Raw genomic sequence first — 21,029 nt, 5'->3', positions numbered from 1 at the left:
ATATGGCAAAAAAATCAAAAAAAGATATTGATTTCTCTGCCTTGCAGGAGACTATCTCCCGGCAGTTCCGAAATTTAGATCCCAAAGATCCCTCTTTGTGGCCAGTAGCTCCAAAGATTCTGTTATATCTTTTTATTTCCATTGCGGTGGCTGCTGTTCTCTGGTTTGCCAAGATCAATGAGTATGAAGTCGAACTTGAAACCGAGATCGCTAAAGAGCAAACCCTACGCCAAGACTATCAAGCAAAATTGACTAAAGCGGTGAGTTTGGAGGCTTTAAAGCGTCAACGAGAACAAGTCCAGCAGTACGTGATTCAACTGGAAAAGCAACTGCCAAGCAAGGCCGAGATGGCGGCGTTGCTCTCTGATATTAATCAGGCCGGGCTTGGAAGAAGTTTGCAGTTTGATTTGTTCCGGCCAGGACAAGTTGTGGTTAAAGAGTATTATGCTGAATTACCTATTCAAATTCGTGTGACTGGAAAATATCACGATATGGGATCGTTTGCGTCTGATATCGCGCATCTGTCCCGAATTGTTACTTTAAACAATATTTCCATTGCCCCATTGGGGAAGGAGAAGGGTGGGGCTACGTTAACTATGGAGGCCACAGCCCGTACGTTTAGGTACCTCGATTCTGAGGAAATTCAGGCTCAAAAGCAGGTGGCGAAGGGCGGCAAAAAATGACGTCGCATAGACTGATTTCATTAATAGTGGCCGCTCTTGGCTTGTCCGGTTGTGTTTCTTCGGGTGATGACGAATTGCGTCAGTGGATGTCGGAGTTGCGGGCAACAACCAAACCCAAAGTAACCCCTTTGACTGAGCCCAAGCAATTTTTACCCCAAACCTATGCAATGGATTCAGGAGTCGAGCCGTTCAACTCTATAAAGTTAACACAGGCGTTGAGACGAGAGTCTACCCAGTCAGCCTCTAACGCTGCTTTAATTGCCCCAGAGATGGCCAGGCGAAAGGAGCCTCTGGAGTCTTATCCGCTGGATGTAATGGCGATGGTCGGCAGTCTTGATAAAAAGGATGCGCCGACTGCACTATTGAAAGTTGATAAGTTACTTTATCAAGTGCGAGTAGGGAACTATATTGGCCAAAACTACGGGCGAATAACGAAAATTACTGAAAATTCGATTCAGTTGCGCGAAATTGTTCAAGATGCGACTGGTGATTGGATTGAACGTGCAGCCTCCCTCGATCTGCAAGAGGACAAGAAATGAAATATCTGAAAATTTATCCATCAAAGATTTGTCAAATTGCAGTGGGATTCACATTTGCTGTGTTGACACCCATCAGTGTGTTTGCGCAGGTTGTAGTTCAATCTGTAATGGGGAGCGTGCAGAACGGCGTAGATGTGGTCCGTATTGATTTTTCTGAACCACTGAAGTCTGTGCCAACAGGATTTTCCATCCAATCGCCTCCTCGCATTGCTTTGGACTTTCCGGATGCGTCCAATGCGACCGGAAAAAATGTTTTTGAAGTGAATCAGGGCAACGTTAAGTCTGTCAATGTGGTGCAGGCCGGTGACCGCTCCCGAATTGTCCTGAATCTTAAGCAATCCACTTCCTATCAGGCTGAAATTCAAGGGAAATCACTCCTGATTTCTTTAGGGACGGTGCAGTTTGCCAATTCAGCAACTCAAGCGGTGCCTGCTCCAGTGTTTGCTGATCCTGCTAATTCTGATATCCAGACATTGAAAGATGTTGACTTCAGACGAGGCGCGGATGGCTCTGGGCGTGTGGTGGTGATGCTTCCTTCAAGCCAAGTGGGCGTTGATATTCGGCAGCAGGGAAAAGGCTTGGTGGTGGATTTCCTGAAATCTTCATTGCCGGAAGGGCTGCGTCGGCGTTTGGATGTGGGTGATTTTGGAACGCCAGTGCAAGCTATTACCACCGTTCAGCAAGGCGAGCGGGTTCGTATGACCATCGATCCTGTTGGCGATTGGGAGCATAGCGCATATCAAAGTGATAGCCAATTCGTGGTTGAAATCCGGCAGAAGAAGGTCGACCTGAACAAGCTAACACAAGGCCCTGGATATAGCGGGGAAAAGCTATCGCTGAATTTTCAGAATATTGAGGTTCGGTCACTTCTGCAAGTCATTGCTGATTTTACCAATTTCAATATTGTGACCTCGGATACGGTCACTGGTTCGCTGACATTGCGTCTCAAAGATGTACCTTGGGACCAAGCGCTTCAAATCATAATGGAGGCCAAAGGCCTGGGGATGCGGAAATCTGGTACTGTGTTGTGGATTGCGCCTAAAGATGAAATTGATGACAGGACTAAGAAGGATTACGAGGCTGCGTTAGCTATTCAAAAACTGGAGCCGCTTCGAACGCAAGCGTTCCAAATGAATTATGCAAAAGCGGTTGATATGGTCGCTCAACTGACGGCCTCAAGCGGTGGTACATCGGGGGGGACCTCAAATAGATTCCTGTCGGAGCGAGGTAGCGCTATTGCGGAACCCAGAACCAATCAGCTTTTTGTGACTGACACGGCAAGTAAACTGGAAGAAGTGCGTCAGTTGCTCTCGACTTTGGATGTTGCTGTTCGGCAAGTGATGATTGAAGCGAGAATTGTTGAAGCATCCGATACGTTCGGGCGCTCCTTGGGCGTCCGACTAGGTGGAACAGATTTGCGGGCTAATCGTGGCGGTACCGGGGGGTACAACATCGGCGGTGGCAATAGTGTGGCGTTTGGCACCAGCTACAGCAACGCGGTTGCGTCATCTGGTGCTGGTGGGGCTGCTAATACTTTGGGTAACTTTGTTAATCTTCCTGCGCAGGCCCAAGGTGGATTCGATCCAGCAAGTTTCGCTATATCTATTTTTAACTCGGCGGCCAACAGATTTTTGAATTTAGAGATATCTGCGATGGAGGCAGACGGTAAAGGTAAGATTGTGTCCAGTCCCCGTGTTGTGACAGCTGATCAAACCAAAGCATCTATTGAGCAAGGAACTGAGTTTCCATATCCCGTAACGGCTCCAAATGGTGGAACGGTTATCGCGTTTAAGAAAGCAGTTTTGAAACTAGAGGTGCTGCCCCAAATAACACCAGAGGGTAATATCATTTTGGATCTTGATGTAAACAAAGATAGCCCAGGTGAAATTCTTCAGAATGTGCGAGCTATTAATACCAAGCATATTAAAACCCAGGTGTTGGTTGAAAATGGCGGTACGGTCGTAATTGGTGGGATTTTTGAATTGTTCGAGGATGATGCTGAGGCAAAGGTGCCATTTTTGGGCGACATTCCCGGTGTTGGTAATTTGTTTAAAACAAAAACTAAGCAGGCCAATAAGCAAGAAATGTTGATTTTCATTACACCGAAGGTTCTCACTGAGCGTGCTGCGGTTCGCTAATTTTTATATTGAATGGATGAGCAATGTTGAAAAATGCTAAATTTTTAACCCTTGCGTTAGCGGCAATCTTGTCGGCATGTGGTGGTGGCGGTAGCGGTGGTTCGGGCGAGACCCAGGAAAATTACAGCATCACGCTCCGGGCTGAGAAGACACAATTGCCATTGAATATTGCAGGCGCTATGCCTGGCATCGGTGCATACCGGCCCTATACCACATCCCTATACGTGGAGGCTCGCAAGGGTAGTGTGCTGATACCTGGTGGAGAGGATATCTTTGGCTGTAATGTGGCTGGTGGGTTGGATTCTGGGTCGCTTTATTATTTGGATGGCGACCCAGAGCATGAAACGGAAGTTGATGATGGGAATGGTGGGACAATAAGAATTCCGAATGCCTATCGAAATATCACGTTGGGTGCGAATTCTGGTGGAAACTCGTTCCACTTTCATGCTGGTGATCAGGCTGGAACCGCGCGTATTACATGCTCTGTGACTGATCCACGTGACAATCAGCAAAAATCTGCCAGTGTGACGATTTCTGTTGGCGGTACTACCGGAAAACCAGCGAGCGTGCGTATGGAAGCTCAGATTCCAGGTTATCTGGGTACCAAGAACAACGCTAACGGCCTTCTGAATCAGATGGGAATACAGGCGTTTGTGATGGATGATGCCAATCAGCCTACCGCAAGTGCCTCGGGTGCCAACATGCAGGTTCGCATTCTGTCAGGCACAGATGCAGCCCAAGGCGCGCGTTTGGTCTCTGGTGCTCAGAGTGGGAGCATTTTGCAACTGCCGTCCATAGGCGGTGTGGCAACGTTCTCTCTGCTTAGCAGCACAGAAACAGGAGCGATTTTCCTCGAATTGACGGCGGATCGTTTCGACAACAATGTGAGCAACGGCATCATTGACCCGATCACATCGATCCAGCCGATTTCAGTGTTGGAGGCGCTGACGAGTGCACCGGTACTTGCCGATGTAGATTTGGGCACTGTAACCAAAGGGGTTCCATTTACGGCATTGCTAACTGTCGATGGGGGGCTGCCGCCTTATGTTTGGTCGGCAGCAGGACTGCCTGCAGGTTTGGCTATTGATGCCAGCACCGGCATGCTTAGTGGCACTGCTAGCGCCAGCGCAGAAGAACGTGATTACCGTGCGACAGTAACTGTAGTGGATAAGAACAAGCGGTCTGCGACGGCTGTTGTCAAACTTAAGTTGGTAGGCGGGTTGCCCGAAGACTTTGCAATCGGTGATTGCAACTCGACCGCTGTTTGCTCGTTGGGAACAATTCCCGTTGGTAATAGTTTTACCTACTCGTTTGTTGCCTCGGTAAGCGATGTGACCTGGAGTTTCGCCGGTCTGCCGTCTTGGCTGACCAGTGGCACGACCGGTACTGCCGGGGTTCTCAATGGAACACCCAAGGTGGCTAACTGTGGCGAACAAAGATTCTTGGTGACTGCTGCAAAGGGTGCGTCGAAAGTGACACGAACGTTTAGCATCACTGTCGTGAGCGCTGGATCTGTTCCTCCCGGCGGAGACCCTGTCGACTACGTCTGCCCATAGTCGAACAGTTGCATCTTGCTTAGAAGTGCGCCTGACAGTGCTTTGCTGCTAGGTGCCTTCGAATCTTAACCCCGGCTTGCCGGGGTTTTCTTATTGTGAAATGGTGTTTGTGTCTATGTCCGTAGAGTCAATCAGGAGCGGTGCAAAGGGTGTTGCTGCGCTAAATGCGTCGGGCCAATGCCTGCGTTCAAAGATACGCTGGGCATTTAGCAGTTCACGGCACTTCAAAAGAGTATTTAGTTATGGGGGTAGGGGCATCCCCTCTAACAATCAAGCTGGCGACCAAGAATTTGCAGTCTGGCGTGGCTTGTGTCTCAACGGCTTAAGTCTCCAGCTTATTGGGCTGGCCGTTGAACCAAGGCAAAATTGGGTAAGCGCGGCGCACGCGTCGGTGCCTCTAGCGATTTAACTTGTAAGAATATTTCATGTCCCAGATTGATCAAGAAGTCTCCATTGAACTGGGTGAGCGTAGCTATCACATCCTCATTGGCGGTGGCCTTTTGGCTAATGCCGCTTCCTATGCCGACTTGCCCGGCGCAAGCAGGGCGCTGATTGTGAGTAATACCACGGTCGCACCCCTTTATGCAGCGGCTTTGCGTGCAGCGCTGGCGGGCCGGTATGCGCAGATTCATGAACTGCAGCTGCCAGATGGCGAGGAGTTCAAGAACTGGGAGACCCTGCAGCTAATTTTTGATGCGCTGCTTAGCAATGGTTGCGATCGCAAGACAACCATCTTTGCGCTGGGCGGCGGGGTCGTTGGTGACATGACCGGTTTTGCCGCAGCCAGCTACATGCGGGGTGTGCCTTTTGTGCAGGTCCCGACCACGCTGCTGGCCCAAGTGGACTCTTCGGTGGGTGGCAAAACGGCCATCAACCACACTTTGGGCAAGAACATGATTGGCGCGTTCTACCAGCCGCAGTTGGTTGTGTGTGACCTTGCGGTGCTCGATACGTTGCCAGCGCGCGAATTCAGTGCCGGTCTTGCAGAGGTCATCAAATACGGACCGATCTCGGACATGGCCTTCTTTGATTGGCTGGAACGGAATATGGACGCCCTGATCGCGCACGACCGGGACGCCCTAGCGCACGCCGTGCGGCGCAGTTGCGAGATCAAGGCCTGGGTTGTCGGCCAGGATGAAAAAGAGACGGGCCTTCGTGCCATCCTCAACTTTGGCCATACCTTTGGGCACGCCATTGAGGCTGGCATGGGTTATGGCGTGTGGCTGCACGGTGAGGGCGTTGGCGCCGGCATGGTGATGGCGGCAGAGCTTTCTCACAGGCTTGGCTTGGTGGACGGCGAGTTTGTGGCCCGCCTGAATCTGCTGATCCAGCGCGCGGGGTTGCCCACCAAGGGGCCCATTCTGGATGCCGCAGACAATGCCGGCCGTTATTTGGAACTGATGCGCATTGATAAGAAATCTGAAGCCGGTGAGATCCGATTTGTCGTGATCGATGGCCCGGGCAAGGCGGCAGTGCGCGCTGCACCGGACAGCCTGGTGCGCGAAGTGATTGATGCCTGCTGTGCCTAGAAGGTGCTTGTCACCAATTGCTATAAATAGTATAGCTATTTGCGCTGTATAGATAAGCGCTGGCGGCAATTTTGATTCCGATCTCTGACCTGGCCCCGTACGCCTGCCACCCTGCTGCGACCAGGGGGCGGCGCTACCCTGAAACACCGGCACCCACACGGACCGAATACCAGCGTGATCGGGACCGGATCGTGCACTCCACTGCATTTCGGCGATTGGTCTACAAGACGCAGGTCTTTCTCAACCATGAAGGGGACCTGTTTCGCACACGCCTGACGCACTCGCTGGAGGTCGCCCAATTGGGGCGCTCCATCGCTCGCTCACTGCGCATCAACGAGGACCTGGTGGAAGCCATCTCGTTGGCCCACGATCTTGGCCACACGCCGTTTGGACATGCCGGCCAGGATGCGCTGCATGGGTGCATGGCGGAGCACGGGGGCTTTGAGCACAACCTGCAGAGTTTGCGGGTGGTGGACAAGCTGGAGGAGCGTTATCCACAGTACGACGGACTGAACTTGACCTTCGAGACGCGTGAAGGCGTGCTCAAGCACTGTTCTAGGCAACACGCACAGCAGTTGGAGCGGGAAGAGCCCGGTGGCGTCGGTGCAAGATTTTTGCGCCGGGAGCAGCCCAGCCTGGAGGCGCAGCTGTGCAACTTAGCCGATGAAATCGCCTACAACGCGCACGACATCGATGACGGCGTGCGCTCTGGGCTGATCACGCTGGCGCAATTGCAGGACGTGCCCTTGTTCGACCAGTACCGCGCTGCGGCCCAGGCCGAGTACCCGGATCTCGTGCAGCCGCTGCTGCAACGGCGCCTGTTGTTTGAAGCCATACGGCGCATGCTCAGCGCGCAGGTTTATGACGTGATTGATGCCACGCAGGCAGCGCTGGCCAGGCACGCGCCCACTGATGTGCAGGCTGTGCGCCAATCGCCGTCGCTCGTGATGTTTGGCGATGCCATGCGTGCGCGCTCGCTGGAACTCAAGCAGTTCCTCTTCAAAAACCTGTACCGCCATCCACGCGTCATGGAGACCACGGGACGTGCGCAGGAGGTCGTGCGCGACCTGTTTGCAGCGTACACGGCCTCCCCCCAAGAAATGAAGGCGGCATTTGCCGAGCAGGCCTCTGTGGACTGCGGCCCGCTGCGGGCAAGGGCTGTGGCGGATTTCATTGCGGGCATGACAGACCGGTTTGCAGCGCGGGAGCATGAGCGCCTGACGGGGCGGCGGCTTTTCGACTAGCGGCTGTGGGGGTGGGCAGGGCGCCCGGTAAAATCAACCCCGCACTTCTTCGCGCCCCGTGCGCCCGTTTCATGACTTCCTCCCCCACCTTTACGGCCTCGGCGGCCTCTTCGGAGCCTGCCGACTTGTTCGTTCGCAACACCGTCCGTTGGCTGGAGCGAGCAGTGATTGGGCTCAACCTGTGCCCATTTGCCAAGGGCGTTCATGTCAAGGGGCAGATTCACTACGTGGTCGCGCTGACCGAAGACTTGACGGAAGTGCAGGCTCTTCTGCGCAGTGAGTTGTCTGCCCTGGTGGCGACCCCCGCCGAAACGCGGGACACCACCTTGTTGATACTCCCCCACTGCCTCCAGGATTTTCTTGATTTCAACGATTTTCTGGGAGATGCGGAGGCACTGCTGGAGGCCATGGAGCTCGACGGCACGCTGCAGATCGCGAGTTTTCACCCCCAGTTTCAGTTTGCGGGCACCGATGTGGATGACGTGACCAATTGCACCAACCGTTCGCCATACCCCACACTGCATCTGCTGCGGGAGGAGAGCATCGACCGCGCCGTGGAGGTGTTTCCGGAGGCGGAAACAATTTTTGAGCGAAATATTGAGGTGCTGCAGGCATTGGGCATGCAGGGCTGGTCTGCGCTGGATGTGGGCCCCAGCGCTGGCACGCCATCGCTGCCGGAAGCGAGCCAGGACGTTCGATGATGAGAAAGACCAAAGACCTCTCTGCAGCCCGCGCGCAGCAGCCACATGCTTCCCGCCCGAAGGCGGCTGCCTCCAAGGCCGAGTCTGCGGAGCTTTCCGAACTGCGGCCGGGCCAGTCGATAGAACTGCTCAAGGAACTGCACATCCTCACGCGCGATGGACGCCTCAATCAAGACTCGCGGCGCAAGCTCAAGCAGGTCTACCACCTGTTCAACTTCATCGAGCCGTTGCTCACGGAGCTTGCCACCACCGACCAGGGGCCGACGCTCGCAGACCATGGGGCGGGCAAGTCGTATCTGGGTTTTATCCTGTACGACCTGTACTTCAAGGCCCTGGGGCACGGGCACATCTACGGGGTAGAAACGCGCGCCGAGCTGGTGGACAAATCCCGCCTGCTGGCGCAGAAACTGGGCTTTGAACGCATGTCGTTCCTGAATGTGTCGGTGGCGGAATCCACCGGTGCAGATGAATTGCCAGCCAGGATCGATGTGGTCACCGCCTTGCATGCCTGTGACACCGCCACGGACGATGCCATTGCTTTCGGACTGCAGAAACAGGCCCGGGCGATGGTGCTGGTGCCGTGCTGCCAGGCTGAGATGGCCGCCTGCCTGCGGCAGGGCAAGGCCTTGCAGCTGTCGCGCACGCCCTTGGCCGAGCTGTGGCGCCACCCGCTGCACACGCGCGAACTGGGCAGCCAGGTCACCAATGTGTTGCGCTGCCTGTACCTCGAGGCGAGTGGCTACCAGGTCACCGTGACAGAGCTGGTAGGCTGGGAGCACAGCATGAAGAATGAGCTGATCATTGCCCGCTACACGGGGCAGAAAAAGCGCAGCGCCTCGGAGCGCCTGCGCGCCATTCTGGAAGAGTTTGGCCTTGACAAGGCGCTGGGGGCTCGCTTTGGTCTGAAGCCGGAGGCTCGCGATACCCAGGTTGCCGTGGAATTGGTGCAGGACTGACGTCGCGCCATACGTTGTTGCCGGGGTGAGAAGAAATCGGGGACGGATTTATTATCATCCTCCCCCTAGCTCCCATCCACATCCATGGCCCGCCTGCCGCGCCTGACCCTGCCGGGTCATCTGCACCACGTCATCCAGCGCGGAAACAACCGCCAAAGCATCTTCGCGGACCGCGAAGACTTCGAGACCATGCTTTCGCTGCTGGCAGACAATGCACAGAAATTTGGTGTTGCTGTGCATGCCTATGTGCTGATGGACAACCACTTTCACCTGCTGGCCACGCCCACTACTGCTGACGGCCTTCCGCAGATGATGCAGGCGGTAGGGCGGCGCTACGTGCAGTATTTCAACCGGCGCCACGCCCGTACGGGCACCCTGTGGGAGGGGCGCTATCGTTCCACGGTGCTGCAGCCCGAGCGGTATCTCCTGCCTTGCATGGTCTACCTTGATCTGAACCCGGTGCGGGCCGGGCAGGTGGCGCAGCCTGGCGACTACCCGTGGTCCAGCCATGCCCATTGGCTGGGACTGCGCCATGACCGTTTGCTCACACCACATGCTTTGTACTGGGCGCTGGGCAACACGCCGTTTGCGCGCGAGGCGGCGTATGCCGCGCTGGTGCAGGCGGGCATCGGCTCGCAGGAGCAGACTGTGCTGACGTCATCCGCACTCAGTGGTTGGGCGCTGGGCGACGCTGAATTTGTTCAAGAGTTGCAAAAGCACACACCGCGCCGGGTAACCCAGGGACAAGCCGGTAGGCCGGCGCTTCGCAAAACGTCAGAATAAATATGGCATTAGCGCTTTCTGTTGTTGGGTTGATTGCTATTAAATTTGATACGTCCCTAATAAAAAATGAAATTCAATTTTCATTCGTAAATTAAGAATCTGACCCTAATTAATTTTCTTGCCAAAAGATGTTGCAATGCACTAATCTTCCACTCCCTGCGAAAAATATAGGAGTGCGCCATGACCACGGCTGCCGAGATCCAGCATCTGCAACAACACGGTTTGTATTCATCGGGTAACGAACACGACGCCTGCGGCCTAGGGTTTGTGGCCCACATCAAGGGCATCAAGCGCCACGACATCGTGACGCAGGCTCTGAAGATTCTGGAAAACATCGACCACCGTGGCGCGGTGGGTGCCGACCCGCTGATGGGCGACGGCGCCGGCATCCTGATCCAGATCCCTGACGCGCTGTACCGCGAAGAGATGGCCAAGCAAGGCGTAACCTTGCCAGCAGCGGGCGAATACGGTGTGGGCATGATTTTCCTGCCCAAGGAGCACGCCTCGCGACTGGCTTGTGAGCAAGAGATGGAGCGCGCCATCAAGGCCGAAGGCCAGGTACTGCTGGGCTGGCGCGATGTGCCGGTCAATGTGGACATGCCCATGTCCCCCACTGTGCGCAAGAAGGAGCCCATCCTGCGCCAGGTGTTCATCGGCCGTGGCAACGACGTGATCGTGCAGGACGCGCTGGAGCGCAAGCTGTACGTGATCCGCAAGACGGCCAGCGCCAACATCCAGGCCCTCAAGCTCAAGCACAGCAAGGAATACTACGTTCCCTCCATGTCCAGCCGCACCGTGGTCTACAAGGGCCTGCTGCTGGCCGACCAGGTGGGCGTGTACTACAAGGACCTGTCCGACGAGCGCTGCGTCTCGGCCATCGGTCTGGTGCACCAGCGTTTCTCCACCAACACCTTCCCCGAGTGGCCGCTGGCCCACCCCTACCGCTATGTGGCGCACAACGGTGAAATCAACACCGTCAAGGGCAACTACAACTGGATGAAGGCCCGCGAAGGCGTGATGGCCTCGCCCGTGCTGGCTGCTGACCTGCAAAAGCTGTACCCAATCAGCTTCGCCGACCAGTCTGATACGGCTACGTTCGACAACTGCCTCGAACTGCTGACCATGGCCGGCTACCCCATCAGCCAAGCCGTGATGATGATGATCCCAGAGCCCTGGGAGCAGCACACCACCATGGACGAGCGCCGCCGCGCCTTCTATGAATACCACGCTGCCATGCTGGAGCCTTGGGACGGCCCCGCCTCCATCGTGTTCACCGACGGACGCCAGATCGGCGCCACGCTGGACCGCAACGGCCTGCGCCCCTCGCGCTACTGCATCACCGACGACGATCTGGTCATCATGGGCTCCGAGTCGGGTGTGTTGCCGGTGCCCGAGAACAAGATCGTGCGCAAGTGGCGCCTGCAGCCCGGCAAGATGTTCCTGATCGACCTGGAACAAGGCCGCATGATCGACGACGAAGAGCTGAAGGCCAACATCGTCAACACCAAGCCCTACAAGCAGTGGATCGAAAACCTGCGGATCAAGCTCGACAGCATTGACGCGGGCGCGCAAGTGGCCGCACCGCAGCCTGCCGATCTGCCGCTGCTCGACCGCCAGCAGGCCTTCGGTTACACGCAGGAAGACATCAAGTTCCTGATGGCGCCCATGGCCAAGAATGGTGAAGAGGGCATTGGCTCGATGGGCAATGACAGTCCGCTGGCTGTGCTGTCGGGCAAGAACAAGCCGCTGTACAACTACTTCAAGCAGCTGTTCGCCCAGGTGACGAACCCGCCGATCGATCCGATCCGCGAAGCCATCGTGATGTCGCTCAACAGCTTCATCGGACCCAAGCCGAACCTGCTGGACATCAACCAGGTCAACCCGCCGATGCGGCTCGAAGTGAGCCAGCCCGTGCTCGACTTTGCCGGCATGGCCAAGCTGCGCGACATCGAAAAGTACACGCAAGGCAAGTTCAAGAGCGTGACCATCGACATCACCTACCCACTGAACTGGGGCCGTGAGGGGGTGGAAGCCAAGCTCGCCTCGTTGTGCGCGCAGGCTGTGGATGCCATCAAAGGCGGCGCCAACATCCTGATCGTGAGCGACCGCGCCGTGAGCGCTACCCAGGTGGCAATCCCTGCGCTGCTGGCGCTGTCCGCCATCCACCAGCACCTGGTGGGAGCGGGCCTGCGCACCACGGCCGGCCTGGTGGTCGAGACGGGCACCGCGCGCGAAGTGCACCACTTTGCCGTGCTGGCGGGCTACGGCGCCGAGGCCGTGCATCCCTACCTGGCCATGGAAACCCTGGCCGAGATGCACAAGGACCTGGGCGGCGACCTGTCGGCCGACAAGGCCATCTACAACTACGTCAAGGCCATCGGCAAGGGCCTGTCCAAGATCATGTCGAAGATGGGCGTAAGCACCTACATGAGCTACTGCGGCGCCCAGCTGTTCGAGGCCATCGGCCTGAACACGGAAACCGTGGGCAAGTATTTCACCGGCACCGCCAGCCGTGTGGAAGGCATCGGCGTGTTCGAGATCGCCGAAGAGGCCATCCGCATGCACAAGGCCGCGTTTGGTGACGACCCCGTGCTCGAGACCATGCTGGACGCCGGTGGCGAATACGCCTGGCGCGCCCGGGGCGAAGACCACATGTGGACGCCCGATGCGATTGCCAAGCTGCAGCACAGCACGCGCGCCAACAACTGGAACACGTACAAGGAATACGCCCAGCTGATCAACGACCAGAGCAAGCGCCACATGACGCTGCGCGGCCTGTTCGAGTTCAAGATCGACCCCGCCAAGGCGATCCCGGTCGACGAGGTCGAGCCCGCCAAGGAAATCGTCAAGCGCTTCGCCACGGGCGCCATGTCGTTGGGTTCCATATCCACCGAGGCCCACGCCACGCTCGCCGTGGCCATGAACCGCATCGGCGGCAAGAGCAACACCGGCGAAGGTGGCGAGGACGCCGCACGCTACCGCAACGAACTCAAGGGCATTCCGATCAAGAAGGGCGATACCCTCAAGAGCGTGATCGGTGCCGAGAACGTGGAGGTCGACCTGCCCCTGCAGGACGGCGACTCGCTGCGCAGCCGCATCAAGCAGGTGGCATCGGGCCGCTTCGGTGTCACGGCCGAATACCTTTCGTCGGCCGACCAGATCCAGATCAAGATGGCCCAGGGTGCCAAGCCCGGCGAGGGCGGTCAGCTGCCGGGTGGCAAGGTCTCCAATTACATCGGCAAGCTGCGCCACAGCGTGCCCGGCGTGGGCCTGATCTCGCCCCCGCCGCACCACGACATCTACTCGATTGAGGATCTGGCCCAGCTGATCCACGATCTGAAGAACGTGGCGCCACACGCTGGCATCAGCGTCAAGCTGGTCTCTGAAGTGGGCGTGGGCACCATCGCCGCAGGCGTGGCCAAGTGCAAGAGCGACCACGTGGTGATCGCAGGGCATGACGGCGGCACGGGCGCTTCGCCCTGGTCGTCCATCAAGCACGCGGGCGGTCCGTGGGAAATCGGCCTGGCCGAAACCCAGCAGACGCTGGTGCTGAACCGCCTGCGCGGCCGCATCCGTGTGCAGGCCGACGGCCAGATGAAGACCGGCCGCGACGTCGCCATCGGCGCACTGCTGGGTGCTGACGAGTTCGGCTTTGCCACGGCACCGCTGGTGGTGGAAGGCTGCATCATGATGCGCAAGTGCCACCTGAACACCTGCCCCGTGGGCGTGGCCACCCAGGACCCTGAGCTGCGCAAGAAGTTCTCGGGCAAGCCCGAGCACGTGGTGAACTATTTCTTCTTCATCGCCGAAGAAGTGCGCCAGATCATGGCCCAGCTCGGTATTCGCAAGTTCGACGACTTGATCGGCCGCACCGACCTGCTCGACATGCGCCAGGGACTGGAACACTGGAAGGCACGTGGCCTGGACTTCAGCCGCCTGTTCGCCCAGCCCAACGTGCCCGCCGATGTGCCGCGCTTCCACGTGGACGTGCAGGACCACAACATCGAGCACACGCTGGACCGCAAGCTCATCGAACGCAGCAAGCCCGCCATTGAAAAGGGTGAGCGCGTGCAGTTCATCGAGGTGGCGCGCAACGTGAACCGCTCGGTCGGCGCCATGCTGTCCGGCGCTGTCACCCGCGTGCATCCCGAAGGCCTGCCCGACGACAGCATCCGTATCCAGCTCGAAGGCACGGGCGGCCAGTCGTTCGGTGCGTTCCTCACGCGCGGAATCACGCTGTACCTGATCGGCGACGCCAACGACTACACGGGCAAGGGTCTGTCGGGAGGCCGCGTGGTTGTGCGCCCCAGCATCGATTTCCGCGGTGACGCCGTGCGCAACACCATCGTTGGCAACACCGTGATGTACGGCGCCACCACGGGCGAAGCCTTCTTTAGCGGCGTTGCCGGTGAGCGTTTCGCCGTGCGTCTGTCGGGCGCCACCGCAGTGGTGGAGGGCACGGGCGACCACGGTTGCGAATACATGACCGGGGGCACCGTGGTGGTGCTCGGCAAGACCGGTCGCAACTTTGCGGCGGGCATGAGCGGCGGCGTGGCGTACGTGTACGACGAAGACGGTCAGTTCGACACCCGCTGCAACATGTCCATGGTGACGCTGGAGCGCATCCTGCCCGCCACCGAGCAGGAAGCCACGGTGCCACGCTCGATCTGGCACAACGGACAGACCGACGAAGCCCAGCTCAAGAAGCTGCTGGAAGACCACAACCGCTGGACGGGCAGCAAGCGCGCACGCGAACTGCTCGACAACTGGGCCGCATCGCGCAGCAAGTTCGTCAAGGTCTTCCCGACTGAGTACAAGCGTGCGTTGGCTGAAATTTATGAACAAAAAGTGCTGGAGGAGTCCGCTACACCAGCGGTAGCTGCTACCAAAAAAGAAGTGGCACCCGCCAAGTAAGGCGACGTCACCCACTTTCGCACAGCATTCATAAACAAGGACATCGTCATGGGAAAAACTACCGGCTTCATGGAATACGAGCGCATCGAAGAGGGCTACAAGCCTGTGCCCGAGCGCTTGAAGCACTACAAGGAATTTGTCATCGGACTGGATGAAAGCCAGGCCAAGGTGCAAGGCGCGCGCTGCATGGACTGCGGCACGCCGTTCTGCAACAACGGCTGCCCGGTGAACAACATCATTCCGGACTTCAACGATCTGGTGTACCACGCGGACTGGAAGAGCGCGATTGAGGTGCTGCACAGCACTAACAACTTCCCCGATTTCACCGGCCGTATCTGCCCCGCACCCTGCGAGGCCGCCTGCGTGCTCAATGTGAACGACGACGCCGTGGGCATCAAGTCCATCGAGCACGCGATCATTGACCGTGCGTGGGAGGAGGGCTGGGTACAGCCACGCGTTGCCAAGCACAAAACGGGCAAGAAGGTGGCCGTGGTGGGCTCTGGCCCCGCAGGTATGGCGGCCGCCCAGCAACTCGCGCGCGCTGGCCACAGCGTCACGCTGTTTGAAAAGAACGACCGCGTGGGCGGGCTGCTGCGCTACGGCATTCCGGATTTCAAGATGGAGAAGTCGCACATTGACCGCCGCGTCAAGCAGATGGAAGCCGAAGGCGTGGTCTTCCGCACCGGCGTGTTCGTGGGCGCCGCCAAGGACGGACTGGGCAAAGATTCCAAGGTCACCAACTGGGCCAAGGAAACCGTCACGCCCGAGCAGTTGAACAAGGAGTTCGATGCCGTGCTGCTGACCGGTGGCGCTGAGCAATCGCGCGATCTGCCCGTGCCGGGCCGTGACCTCGATGGCATCCACTTCGCCATGGAGTTCTTGCCGCAGCAGAACAAGGTCAACGCGGGCGACAAGCTCAAGGGCCAGTTGCGCGCCGATGGCAAACACGTCATCGTGATTGGTGGCGGCGACACCGGTAGCGACTGCGTGGGTACCAGCAATCGCCATGGCGCCGTGAGCGTCACCCAGTTTGAGTTGATGCCCCAGCCGCCCGAAGAGGAAAACCGCCCGCTGACCTGGCCTTACTGGCCGATCAAGCTGCGCACCAGCTCCAGCCACGAAGAGGGTTGCGAGCGCGAGTTCGCCATCTCCACCAAGGAGTTCATCGGCGAAAAGGGCAAGGTCACCGGCCTCAAGACCGTGCGTGTGGAGTTCAAGGACGGCAAGATGGTCGAGGTGGCCGGGTCTGAGAAGATCCTGAAGGCCGATCTGGTGCTGCTGGCCATGGGCTTTGTGAGCCCGGTGGCTGCCGTGCTGGAAGCTTTTGGCGTGGACAAGGATGCCCGGGGCAATGCCCGCGCCACGACCGACTTCGATGGCGGTTATGCCACCAACGTGCCCAAGGTGTTCGCTGCTGGCGACATTCGGCGTGGTCAGTCGCTGGTCGTCTGGGCCATCCGCGAAGGCCGTCAGGCCGCGCGTGCAGTCGATGAGTTCCTCATGGGCTACTCAGATCTGCCGCGCTGATCGGCTGCGGAACATGCAATCGAAACGGCGCTGCGGCGCCGTTTTTCATGGCGGGTTGGTCAGGGCGTAAGGCGATCGGTGGATATGCCCCTGGAAGTTGGGAGGGGAGGGGCTGCGGACGCATTGTTGGGCGAGGCCACCGACTGGACCCGGCGCGCGCCCGCCAGTCCAGGTGGATGGCCCCGCCTTCCACGTCTGCGCATCTTTATTGGCACAATCGAGGGTTCTGTCAATCCGGGGTTGTATGGCGTCTGAGCCACCATCCATCTCATGATGCAGATGCTTCAAGATGCAAACATACATGTATGTATGTTTGCATCTTGAGCTACCATCGCGGCTTCCTGCGGCCCGAGGAATCACTGTGTGGTGACTGATGACCCGGAATCCTGAATCTTTTTTGCATGCCTGACCCCTCCCTCCTTGCCGAACTGCGCAATGTCACGTTCTCCTACGGAGACCGCGACATCCTGCGCGACGTTTCGCTGACCGTGCCGCGTGGCAAGGTCACGGCGCTGATGGGTGCCTCCGGTGGGGGCAAGACCACGGTGCTGCGCCTGATAGGGGGGCAGCAGCGGGCTTCGGGCGGTGAAGTCCTGTTTGATGGGCAGGACGTGGGTCGCCTTGATGCGTCTGGCTTGTACGCCGTCCGTCGCCGGATGGGGATGCTGTTCCAGTTCGGGGCGTTGTTCACCGACCTGAGTGTTTTCGAGAATGTGGCCTTTCCGCTCAGGGAGCACACCGACCTTTCCGAAGCGCTGATCCGCGACGTGGTCCTCATGAAACTGCATGCCGTGGGCCTGCGCGGCGCACGTGATCTCATGCCCAGCGAGATTTCGGGGGGAATGGCCCGGCGGGTGGCTCTGGCCCGTGCCATTGCGCTGGACCCGGAGCTGGTGATGTACGACGAGCCTTTTGCGGGGCTGGACCCCATTTCCCTGGGAACGGCGGCGCAGCTGATCCGCCAGCTCAATGACGCCATGGGCCTCACGAGCATCGTGGTCTCGCACGACCTGGAGGAAACCTTCCGGCTGGCAGACCACGTGATCATCCTCGGGGCTGGCGTGGTGGCCGCTCAGGGCACGCCAGATGAGGTGCGTGCCAGCACGGACCCCCTGGTGCACCAGTTTGTGAATGCCTTGCCCACAGGGCCGGTACCCTTTCATTACCCTGGCCCTGACGAGGTGCAGGACTTCGGACCTGTGGGAGGGCGTGCACGGTGAGCTGGTACAACCCCTCCGATGTCGGTTTTGCCGTGCGCCAAAAGCTGGCCGACATTGGCATGGGCGCGCGTCTTTTTGTACGGCTGGTGCGGATGGTGGGTGCCACCTTCATGCGGCCTTCGCTGGTGCGCGACCAGGTGCATTTTCTGGGCAACTACTCGCTGGCCATCATCGCAGTGTCCGGCCTGTTTGTAGGGCTGGTGCTGGGGCTGCAGGGGTATTACACGCTGCAGCGCTACGGTTCAGCAGAAGCGCTGGGTCTTCTTGTCACGCTGTCGCTGGTGCGGGAGCTGGGGCCCGTGGTCACCGCCTTGCTGTTTGCGGGGCGGGCGGGCACGTCGCTGACGGCCGAGATTGGTTTGATGCGTGCGGGCGAGCAGCTCAGCGCGATGGAAATGATGGCGGTGGACCCAGTCCAGCGCATTCTGGCGCCCCGCTTCTGGGCCGGCGTGATCACCATGCCCCTGCTGGCGGCGGTGTTCAGTGCGGTGGGGGTGATTGGTGGCTGGAGCGTGGGCGTGCTCATGATCGGCATCGACCCCGGCGCTTTCTGGAGCCAGACGCAGGGCGGCGTGGACGTTTGGAAAGACGTGGGCAATGGGGTGCTCAAAAGCGTGGTGTTCGGTGTTGCCGTCACCTTTGTGGCACTGCTGCAGGGCTTTACTGCCAAGCCCACGCCCGAGGGCGTGTCGCGTGCCACCACGCGCACCGTGGTGATGGCGTGCCTGGCCGTGCTGGGGCTCGACTTCGTCCTCACGGCCCTGATGTTCAGTATCTGAGGCTGGCGATGCTGGCAGTGAAGAGGAAATAAACAATGCAACGCTCCAAAAACGATCTCTGGGTTGGGCTGTTCGTGATGCTGGGGGCCGTGGCGCTGGTGTTTCTGGCGCTCCAGTCCGCCAATTTGCTGAGCCTGAATTTCCAGTCCGGCTACCGCATCACGGCGCGTTTTGACAACATCGGCGGGCTCAAGCCCCAGGCTGCGGTGCGCGGTGCGGGCGTGGTGGTCGGGCGTGTGGAGTCCATCACGTTCGACGACAAGACCTACCAGGCGCGGGTGACGCTGGCGATGGAAAACCGCTACGCTTTCCCGAAGGACAGCTCCCTCAAGATTCTCACCAGCGGCCTGTTGGGTGAGCAGTACATCGGTATTGAGGCCGGGGCGGACGAGAAGAACCTTGTTGCGGGCGACATGGTCACCGCGACCCAGTCTGCCGTGGTGCTCGAAAACCTCATTGGACAGTTTCTCTACAGCAAAGCCGAAGACGGCGGTAAGCCCGCAGGGGCAGGTGACAAGAAATGAAGAACTTTGAAACAACCACCCTGCCCACCGGCTCCAAGCAGCAGGGCTTGCCACGTGCGCTGGGCGGTTCGGCGCTGCTGTTGGCCGGTGCGCTGCTTTCGGGCTGTGCCACCGTGGCCAATCCTGACCCGCGTGATCCGCTGGAATCCTACAACCGGAGCATGACCAACTTCAACGAGCAAGTTGATGCCATGGTGCTCAAGCCGGTAGCGATTGCCTACCAGGACATCGCGCCCGCCCCCGTGCGCACGGGGGTGAGCAACTTTTTCGCCAACATCGGCGATGTCTGGTCGTTTGTGAACAACGTGCTGCAACTGCGCGCGGAGGCTGCCGCCTCGACGTTCATGAGGGTCAATGTCAACACCTTCATGGGTCTCGGCGGGGTGCTCGATATCGCCAGTGAGCTGGGCATAGACCGCTACAAGCAGGACTTTGGCCTGACGCTGGGCCGATGGGGCGTGGGAACTGGCCCATACCTGGTGCTGCCGGTTCTCGGCCCGTCCACGGTGCGCGACACCTTTGCGCTCCCGGTGGACATGAAGGGCAACGTGGTGAGCTATGTGGACCCGGTCTCGGCCCGGAACACGCTGTATGCACTGCGGGTGGTGGACACGCGCGCCAATCTTTTGCGGGCAAGCTCCGTCCTCGACAGTGCCGCGCTGGACAAGTACAGCTTCACGCGGGACGTTTTCCTGCAGGTGCGCAGCCAGGCTGGTGAGCCCCAGAACAACAAGGACTCGGACGGCAAAGACGGCAACGACGGCGTATTGCCGCAAGAGCCTCCCCGTTGAGGTGATTTCCAGAGGGCTGCCCGCCGATGGCGGCCATAGCGCGGGCGATCGTGTTGCACTTGCTTGCACACCGCAACGCCCGCGACGCATGCGTTGTTTCTGCGGCCACCACAATGCAACACGGGCATGCCGGATGGCGGCTCATGACTGAATGAGAAAGTAGAGGATAGAGGACATGATGAACCGACGTTCCCTGGGCCACCTGGCACTGTGTGCTGCCGCCGTGGCAGCGCTGGGCTTGCCGCTGGCCGCTCTGGCGGCAGACGAAGCGCCGGACGCGATGATCAAGCGCCTGTCCACCGACGTGCTCAACACTGTGAAGTCCGACAAGGCGATTCAGGGCGGCGATCTGACCAAGGTGATCGCGCTGGTGGACAAGACCGTGATGCCCAACGTCAACTTTCGCCGCATGACCGCCGCTGCCGTGGGGCCAGGCTGGCGCCAAGCCACGCCCGAGCAGCAAAAACGCCTGCAGGACGAGTTCAAGATCTTGCTGGTGCGCACCTACGCGGGTGCGCTGGCGCAGGTCAACGACCAAAGCATCCAGGTCAAGCCCCTGCGCGCTGCGCCCGAAGACAAGGACGTGCTGGTGCGCACCGAAATCGTGGGCCGTGGCGACCCCATTCAGCTGGACTACCGCCTCGAAAAAACCCCTGGCGATGGCGCTGGCTGGAAGATCTACAACCTGAATGTGCTGGGTGTCTGGTTGGTGGAAACCTACCGGGGCCAGTTTGCCCAGGAGATCAACGCCAAGGGCATTGATGGCCTGATCGAGACCCTGGCTGCGCGCAACAAAGCCAACTCCACCGCCAAGGGCTGAGCCTCCTCCATGCTGGTTCTCCCCCCCGAGCTGACCCACCGCCAAGCCACAGCCTGCCTGCAGATGCTTCTGCAGGGGCTGCGCGTGCACCGTGAAAGTGGTGTGGTGGTGGATGCGAGCGCGATGACGGTGTTTGACAGCTCGGCCCTGGCCGTGCTGCTGGAATGCCGGCGTGAGGCGCTGTCCGTGGGCAAGACCTTTGCCGTGCAGGGGTTGCCCACGGCGCTGCGCGGCATGGCGGGCTTGTACGGCGTTGGCACCTTGCTCACGCCCGTGTCCTGAGGGTGCATACCCTCCGCCATAACGCAGTTCGGGGCAAGGCCGT

General features: G+C 58.9%; 17 protein-coding genes. All 17 read left to right on the top strand.

Going from position 1 to position 21,029, the window contains the following annotated elements:
* Positions 1-2 precede the first annotated feature (2 nt).
* The 17 genes from LPA35_RS21365 (at position 3) to LPA35_RS21285 (ending at position 20,986) form a co-directional block, all read left to right on the top strand.
* On the top strand, positions 3-683 hold the full coding sequence (locus LPA35_RS21365) for a type 4a pilus biogenesis protein PilO (RefSeq protein WP_228898812.1): 681 nt from the start codon (positions 3-5) through the stop codon (positions 681-683).
* A complete protein-coding gene (locus tag LPA35_RS21360) occupies positions 680-1,222 on the top strand; it encodes a pilus assembly protein PilP (RefSeq protein ID WP_228898810.1) in 543 nt (180 codons plus the stop codon). The genes LPA35_RS21365 and LPA35_RS21360 overlap by 4 nt, the downstream gene beginning before the upstream one ends.
* A complete protein-coding gene (gene pilQ / locus LPA35_RS21355) occupies positions 1,219-3,360 on the top strand; it encodes a type IV pilus secretin family protein (RefSeq protein ID WP_228898809.1) in 2,142 nt (713 codons plus the stop codon). Before LPA35_RS21360 ends, pilQ begins: the two co-directional genes overlap by 4 nt.
* A gap of 23 nt (positions 3,361-3,383) precedes the next feature.
* The gene (locus LPA35_RS21350) at positions 3,384-4,916 is read left to right on the top strand and encodes an Ig domain-containing protein (RefSeq protein WP_228898808.1); all 1,533 of its coding nucleotides are present in this window, start codon (positions 3,384-3,386) and stop codon (positions 4,914-4,916) included.
* Between the two features lie 425 nt (positions 4,917-5,341).
* Positions 5,342-6,445, top strand: coding sequence for a 3-dehydroquinate synthase (gene aroB, locus LPA35_RS21345; protein ID WP_228898803.1), 1,104 nt, complete (start codon positions 5,342-5,344; stop codon positions 6,443-6,445).
* A gap of 74 nt (positions 6,446-6,519) precedes the next feature.
* A complete protein-coding gene (locus LPA35_RS21340; protein WP_228898903.1) occupies positions 6,520-7,689 on the top strand; it encodes a deoxyguanosinetriphosphate triphosphohydrolase in 1,170 nt (389 codons plus the stop codon).
* A 71-nt stretch (positions 7,690-7,760) separates the two neighbouring features.
* The gene (locus tag LPA35_RS21335) at positions 7,761-8,390 is read left to right on the top strand and encodes a DUF1415 domain-containing protein (protein WP_228898800.1); all 630 of its coding nucleotides are present in this window, start codon (positions 7,761-7,763) and stop codon (positions 8,388-8,390) included.
* Positions 8,390-9,346 carry an SAM-dependent methyltransferase gene (locus LPA35_RS21330; protein WP_228898799.1) on the top strand — a complete coding sequence of 319 codons (957 nt, stop codon included), beginning with the start codon at positions 8,390-8,392 and terminating at the stop codon, positions 9,344-9,346. The genes LPA35_RS21335 and LPA35_RS21330 overlap by 1 nt, the downstream gene beginning before the upstream one ends.
* Before the next feature lie 84 nt (positions 9,347-9,430).
* On the top strand, positions 9,431-10,129 hold the full coding sequence (locus tag LPA35_RS21325; RefSeq protein ID WP_176888457.1) for a transposase: 699 nt from the start codon (positions 9,431-9,433) through the stop codon (positions 10,127-10,129).
* Positions 10,130-10,309: 180 nt separating this feature from the next.
* Complete coding sequence (locus LPA35_RS21320; RefSeq protein ID WP_228898797.1) at positions 10,310-15,043, top strand: glutamate synthase-related protein; 4,734 nt, start codon at positions 10,310-10,312, stop codon at positions 15,041-15,043.
* 48 nt (positions 15,044-15,091) lie between these two features.
* A complete protein-coding gene (locus LPA35_RS21315; RefSeq protein ID WP_228898796.1) occupies positions 15,092-16,570 on the top strand; it encodes a glutamate synthase subunit beta in 1,479 nt (492 codons plus the stop codon).
* A 401-nt stretch (positions 16,571-16,971) separates the two neighbouring features.
* Entirely contained in the window at positions 16,972-17,790 is an 819-nt protein-coding gene (locus tag LPA35_RS21310; RefSeq protein ID WP_121422427.1) for an ABC transporter ATP-binding protein, read from the top strand.
* On the top strand, positions 17,787-18,569 hold the full coding sequence (gene mlaE / locus LPA35_RS21305) for a lipid asymmetry maintenance ABC transporter permease subunit MlaE (RefSeq protein ID WP_055399256.1): 783 nt from the start codon (positions 17,787-17,789) through the stop codon (positions 18,567-18,569). The genes LPA35_RS21310 and mlaE overlap by 4 nt, the downstream gene beginning before the upstream one ends.
* Positions 18,570-18,604: 35 nt before the next feature.
* On the top strand, positions 18,605-19,093 hold the full coding sequence (mlaD, locus tag LPA35_RS21300; RefSeq protein ID WP_121507448.1) for an outer membrane lipid asymmetry maintenance protein MlaD: 489 nt from the start codon (positions 18,605-18,607) through the stop codon (positions 19,091-19,093).
* Positions 19,090-19,884: a VacJ family lipoprotein gene (locus LPA35_RS21295; RefSeq protein WP_228898795.1), complete on the top strand. Its 795-nt coding sequence runs from the start codon at positions 19,090-19,092 to the stop codon at positions 19,882-19,884. The genes mlaD and LPA35_RS21295 overlap by 4 nt, the downstream gene beginning before the upstream one ends.
* 175 nt (positions 19,885-20,059) lie before the next feature.
* Positions 20,060-20,704, top strand: coding sequence for a phospholipid-binding protein MlaC (locus LPA35_RS21290; RefSeq protein WP_228898793.1), 645 nt, complete (start codon positions 20,060-20,062; stop codon positions 20,702-20,704).
* Between the two features lie 9 nt (positions 20,705-20,713).
* Positions 20,714-20,986 carry an STAS domain-containing protein gene (locus LPA35_RS21285; RefSeq protein ID WP_055399248.1) on the top strand — a complete coding sequence of 91 codons (273 nt, stop codon included), beginning with the start codon at positions 20,714-20,716 and terminating at the stop codon, positions 20,984-20,986.
* The last annotated feature ends 43 nt before the right edge of the window (positions 20,987-21,029 follow it).

It is taken from the genome of Acidovorax sp. Leaf73 (assembly GCF_916855635.1).
Classification (GTDB): domain Bacteria; phylum Pseudomonadota; class Gammaproteobacteria; order Burkholderiales; family Burkholderiaceae_C; genus Acidovorax; species Acidovorax facilis.
The sequence above is the reverse complement of the archived record's forward strand: the minus strand, read 5'-3'. Positions and strand labels throughout refer to the sequence as shown.

Bases quoted from the DNA above. Each gene is read 5' to 3' on its own strand.
- LPA35_RS21365 (WP_228898812.1), top strand. From the start codon at position 3: ATGGCAAAAAAATCAAAAAAAGATATTGATTTCTCTGCCTTGCAGGAG.
- LPA35_RS21360 (WP_228898810.1), top strand. From the start codon at position 680: ATGACGTCGCATAGACTGATTTCATTAATAGTGGCCGCTCTTGGCTTG.
- pilQ (WP_228898809.1), top strand. From the start codon at position 1,219: ATGAAATATCTGAAAATTTATCCATCAAAGATTTGTCAAATTGCAGTG.
- LPA35_RS21350 (WP_228898808.1), top strand. From the start codon at position 3,384: ATGTTGAAAAATGCTAAATTTTTAACCCTTGCGTTAGCGGCAATCTTG.
- aroB (WP_228898803.1), top strand. From the start codon at position 5,342: ATGTCCCAGATTGATCAAGAAGTCTCCATTGAACTGGGTGAGCGTAGC.
- LPA35_RS21335 (WP_228898800.1), top strand. From the start codon at position 7,761: ATGACTTCCTCCCCCACCTTTACGGCCTCGGCGGCCTCTTCGGAGCCT.
- LPA35_RS21330 (WP_228898799.1), top strand. From the start codon at position 8,390: ATGAGAAAGACCAAAGACCTCTCTGCAGCCCGCGCGCAGCAGCCACAT.
- LPA35_RS21325 (WP_176888457.1), top strand. From the start codon at position 9,431: ATGGCCCGCCTGCCGCGCCTGACCCTGCCGGGTCATCTGCACCACGTC.
- LPA35_RS21320 (WP_228898797.1), top strand. From the start codon at position 10,310: ATGACCACGGCTGCCGAGATCCAGCATCTGCAACAACACGGTTTGTAT.
- LPA35_RS21315 (WP_228898796.1), top strand. From the start codon at position 15,092: ATGGGAAAAACTACCGGCTTCATGGAATACGAGCGCATCGAAGAGGGC.
- LPA35_RS21310 (WP_121422427.1), top strand. From the start codon at position 16,972: ATGCCTGACCCCTCCCTCCTTGCCGAACTGCGCAATGTCACGTTCTCC.
- mlaD (WP_121507448.1), top strand. From the start codon at position 18,605: ATGCAACGCTCCAAAAACGATCTCTGGGTTGGGCTGTTCGTGATGCTG.
- LPA35_RS21295 (WP_228898795.1), top strand. From the start codon at position 19,090: ATGAAGAACTTTGAAACAACCACCCTGCCCACCGGCTCCAAGCAGCAG.
- LPA35_RS21290 (WP_228898793.1), top strand. From the start codon at position 20,060: ATGATGAACCGACGTTCCCTGGGCCACCTGGCACTGTGTGCTGCCGCC.
- LPA35_RS21285 (WP_055399248.1), top strand. From the start codon at position 20,714: ATGCTGGTTCTCCCCCCCGAGCTGACCCACCGCCAAGCCACAGCCTGC.